Raw genomic sequence first — 4135 nt, forward strand, 5'->3', positions numbered from 1 at the left:
GTTCAACGCACCGATCTACGCCAACCTGTTCAACGACGAGGACGGCGACGGCTTCAGCCTGATCTGGTCGCGGCCCCGTAAGAACGGCGACTGAGTTCGCCAAGAAGCCCCGCCCGGTCCGCCGGGCGGGGCTTCTCAATTCGAGGTAACTGCGAGTTCGGACGCGTCGAGCCGCTCGGGTCCCCACTGGTATTCAGTCTGCCGCGCGTCTTTTGTTGGCACCCGAGCGTATGGCGACGCGATCGGTGTTGAAATCTGTGAGATCGGTCGATTCTTGCGTCATAATAACTATCCGGCCCTTGGTAGTGTAGGCGCTCGTCAACCCGCCCGAGGTCTGAAGGGGCGAAAGCTAAACTATATCGATCGACTTTTTGATCTCGGCGAGTATCTGCTCGAATGTCGGCCTACCGGCGTAATAGAGTGCTCTGCTGCGCTCATAGGCGTCGGTGTAGAGTGCGCGCGTTTTCGCGTCCCTCAAGATGAACGCTTCGTTTTCAGCAATGTTCTGATTGTCGTCCTTGCGAAAGCGCGCCTGCTTGTGGGTCTTGTAGGCATCAGTGCCAATAAACTTCTGAACCTCGGGCCGTCGCAACAGCTCATAGATATCGTAGTAATGGCGCATGAATCCGACCGGATCGCTACGGTCGACGTGCTGCTTGCGGAATTTCGTAGAGACCGTTTGCAGTTTTTCGACAAAAGTGTAGCCGGGGTCGTAGCAAGGAACCGCTTTGGCTCGGTTGTCGATGACATCCACATTGCTAGCAACGGCCCGGTCGTAAAGCCAGGAACTGATGTCTTTTGGCGTGTTTGGGGCCACGGTGTCGAAGCCGACCTCCAGCAGGACGCCTTCGCGCAGACCTTCCATGGCCTCGACGACCGTTGTGTGGTTCAGCTTGATGCCCGCGCTCCGATAGTTCGGCACATCATCGAACTCGGTGTCCCTTCCGACTGCCGTAATGCCGTCGATCTTGATCGTCTGCGTCAGCCAGTCGTAGAATTCGGTCCGTGTCTTGATTTGCGCTGCACTGTTCTGATTCTTCCCCGGTTTCACATCCCGGTCCTTCGGAGGCTCAATCAGGATATCGATATCCTCCGAAAACCGGTTGATGATCTGATGTCCCTTGGAAAGGGATGTGCCGCCCTTCAGCTGAAATGTGAAGCCAAGCTGCTGAAGCCCGCAAAGGCAATGCATGATCCAGTAGTCTTTTTCGACGAGTGCGGGATCAATGCCCTTTTCTTCCGCCACGATCCGGATCAGGTCGGCAAATTGCGGATGGTTGTGGAGGGAATCACGCGGCATGCAGTTCGTCCGCTCTCAGCACACGATCGAAGAACTTCTTCGTTCTTTCGTTTCCATAATCGCGAACCGCGCGGCGTAAGCGCCGCCGGTCGGTCGATGCGGCGCGCTGCATCACCCGCTTCAAGACGTCATCCTTGGCTTCCGCAAGCTGATCGACGTTGTTGACGAGATCGACAAGCAGAAACTCCTTCGTGAGCGACTTCGGAAAGCGCGGCTTCACGCGAAACGCGAACTTGCGGTTGCCAAGCTGAAACTCGCCGTGGCGCTTGTGATTGTAGACGACCGTCTTGTCATAGAGCTGCGTCGTTCCCACACCGAGGCTGTTGTAAGCATTGGGGGAGGCCAGCAGAAACGGATCGTTCTTGAGGAAAGCGCCGACCACTTCCTTGTCGGAAGCCGGCGCCGGGCCGAACGCGGTTTCCTTCGGATAGGCGTAAAGTCCGCCCGAAAGCTTCTTGAGCATGCCGCTCTCAACCAGCTGCTTGAGGTGCCGATCGACGGATGTCGACCAGCGGGCCAAATCCGCTCGCCGATAGGCTTGGCCGGGCTTCAGGCGCTTCTTGAGGGCATCGAGCTTCGTCATGGCTTGGAGTATAAGTCAGAACTGACTGTCTGCAAGTTATTTCATTGAAAAATCATGCATTACTTGGCATAAGGTGCTGAAATGTCTATTCTTATACAGAACAATGATACCGGTGGCCTCTGTCAGAGCTTGGACAATGAACCGAACCCTGGCTCGATCCGGAAGGCTCCTACGTCAAAGACACAGAGCTTCCGAACGCTTGGACTTCGGCACTTCATCTTGATCACATCGCGCACGTGGCGCATCGCAAGCCTCTCCGTCGGCATCCAGGTCCCCCTTCGCAAAGCCGAAAGGGCGGACCTATGGGAGCCGAAGAGGCCTCGTCATCTTGGCGGCATCATCCCGGAATGGTGGGCGCCATCATCTCGGAACGGGCGGGCGAGATCAAATCGGAACGGTGGGCGGGATCATTCCGGAATGCTGGGCGACATCGAGCGGAATCAGCGCGCACGATCTGCGCAATCGTACAATTCGCCTCGTGCAGACGGGAACAGATCTGCTGAGCTGGGCGACGACGCCCAAAGCTTCATGGAAATGGGACAGGGCCTTCACTCGGTAATAGTTGCTTTGATCCCGCAAGGCGCTTCGTCATCGTTTCTGGCTCACAACAGACGTGGGTCAAGAACGAATGGCTCGACAGAGATCACAGAGATCCGCGCCGCGTCCTTGTGAGTGTGGTTGATCAGGATGTTGACGTCGGGGGACTGATCTACAGGGACGATGGCAGAGGGAACGCGGAGGAGGGGTGTCGCGAGCGAGGCGTGCCATTGATCACCTCGTTGCTGGGTCCAAACTTCCTGGCGCCGCCAATCGGCGGGCAGATCGCTTAAGCCCAGCGTCTCGACGCCAAGGTCATCCGGCCCATCGTAGCGCACCATCATAAGCGCGGGCATGAGAGCTGGATCCTCGATATGGACCAGTTTTTCCAACACGCACAGCGCAGGCGACGTGCTGCAGTAGGTCACAGGCCGTCCGACCGTATTCCAGCGTCCGTCAAAAAGCAGGCCATAGCCACCATCGAACGTCTTGGCATGCTGTATGCCCGACAAACGCCAAAGCAGCATCAGGCGGCGGCGCCCCACGCGATCTTGCCGAGTATGGTCTCGATGACGCGGGCGCCAGTTTCGGTTTGTGCTACCGCCAACGGCGTCTCGCCATGAAGTTCTGCTAACGAACGCCGGAGCCATATATTGGCCTTGTCGGCGTCGCCGAAGGTCTCCTCGGCAAGTGTCTGCACCCGCAGCAATCGCACTGCCCGGTCGGATTCTTCCACGGTGAGCGGTTGCTTTTTCTCCGCGCGATGCCGGCGCGTTCGTTGCGGAATGACGAACAATTCGATTTCCTGATCACTAAGTCCCGCCTTCGCCAGCCCATGCAGCGCGGTCAGGGGAAGCCGCTTTCGTACCGCCAGGGCGAGGTCCGCCTGCGAGCGTATGACCGCTCCGAGGACCGAGCGTCCACCCAGCTTCCTTGCTACGATTTCGACGATGGACACAGGGGCCTCCCAAACCTAGCGGCAATATGCCGTATAGATAGCGGCATATTGCCGAATTTGCAAGGGCTCCGCACAGGCCCGCTTGCGAGGAGCCGGAGTGGGGACAGGGTCGTCGGGGCAGGTACTTTCGATGCAGGGGCATGTTGGCACCGCTGGCAACCGCATCCACGCACCAGGAACTGTCCTGAACGACAAGTTTGGGAGCGCAGATCTTGGAGCGACTATCTTCCCGCGCTTCAGAGCCGAAATTCCGGTCATTCGAGCGCGCGGGATCATCGACACTGCAGCCTTTCGACCTGTCGGCGCGTTATCGAAGAGAAAGGCGAGGGCCGTCTTCCGCAATGCGATCTGATTTCTCCATCAGGATCTCCCTATCGGATTTGCTCTTCTCGAGCTCCTCCAACAGCTTGTCCACGCACGCAAATCCTCGTCAGAAAGCTGGTCGCCGTCGGCCCATCTGAACTCGAGCTCCTGTCTATCCTTTCAAGGGCCTTGTATTGGACCAACACGAAGGCAGGCAACAGGCAGGCAGGGCATTTCAGGGCGAATTATTCCAAGCAATCGAATCCATTTCTTCCTTCGCTAGTGTTGTTTTCTCCACGCCTGACCGTAGCGACCTCTTGTGCAGCCCAACCGAGCGGCGCCACAACTTCTTCCGGGGATGCTGTTCAGCGCACGGACCACCTGGCCTCTTGATGGCTCGATCTGGCCGAAGAGCGGCTGCGCCTCGATCGCCTGAACGCAACGCCAGCGGCTC

At 57.9% G+C, this 4135-nt stretch carries 5 protein-coding genes; 1 reads left to right on the top strand and 4 read right to left on the bottom strand.

Annotated features, from left to right (window positions below; genetic code table 11):
• A partial coding sequence (locus A3M7_RS47935; RefSeq protein ID WP_156937107.1) for a DUF736 family protein occupies window positions 1-94 on the top strand: 94 nt, incomplete at its 5' end.
• 255 nt (window positions 95-349) lie between these two features.
• Here A3M7_RS47935 and A3M7_RS0137575 read toward each other — a convergent pair.
• The 4 genes from A3M7_RS0137575 to A3M7_RS0137590 form a co-directional block, all read right to left on the bottom strand.
• The gene (locus tag A3M7_RS0137575) at window positions 350-1300 is read right to left on the bottom strand and encodes a nucleotidyl transferase AbiEii/AbiGii toxin family protein (protein ID WP_027548481.1); all 951 of its coding nucleotides are present in this window, start codon (window positions 1298-1300) and stop codon (window positions 350-352) included.
• Window positions 1290-1763, bottom strand: coding sequence for a hypothetical protein (locus A3M7_RS0137580; protein WP_245284417.1), 474 nt, complete (start codon window positions 1761-1763; stop codon window positions 1290-1292). Before A3M7_RS0137580 ends, A3M7_RS0137575 begins: the two co-directional genes overlap by 11 nt.
• Before the next feature lie 722 nt (window positions 1764-2485).
• A complete protein-coding gene (locus tag A3M7_RS0137585; protein WP_245284418.1) occupies window positions 2486-2965 on the bottom strand; it encodes an RES family NAD+ phosphorylase in 480 nt (159 codons plus the stop codon).
• Complete coding sequence (locus A3M7_RS0137590) at window positions 2947-3378, bottom strand: antitoxin Xre/MbcA/ParS toxin-binding domain-containing protein (protein ID WP_027548484.1); 432 nt, start codon at window positions 3376-3378, stop codon at window positions 2947-2949. Before A3M7_RS0137590 ends, A3M7_RS0137585 begins: the two co-directional genes overlap by 19 nt.
• Window positions 3379-4135: the final 757 nt, after the last annotated feature.

Source organism: Bradyrhizobium sp. WSM2254 (genome assembly GCF_000472645.1).
Taxonomy (GTDB): domain Bacteria; phylum Pseudomonadota; class Alphaproteobacteria; order Rhizobiales; family Xanthobacteraceae; genus Bradyrhizobium; species Bradyrhizobium niftali.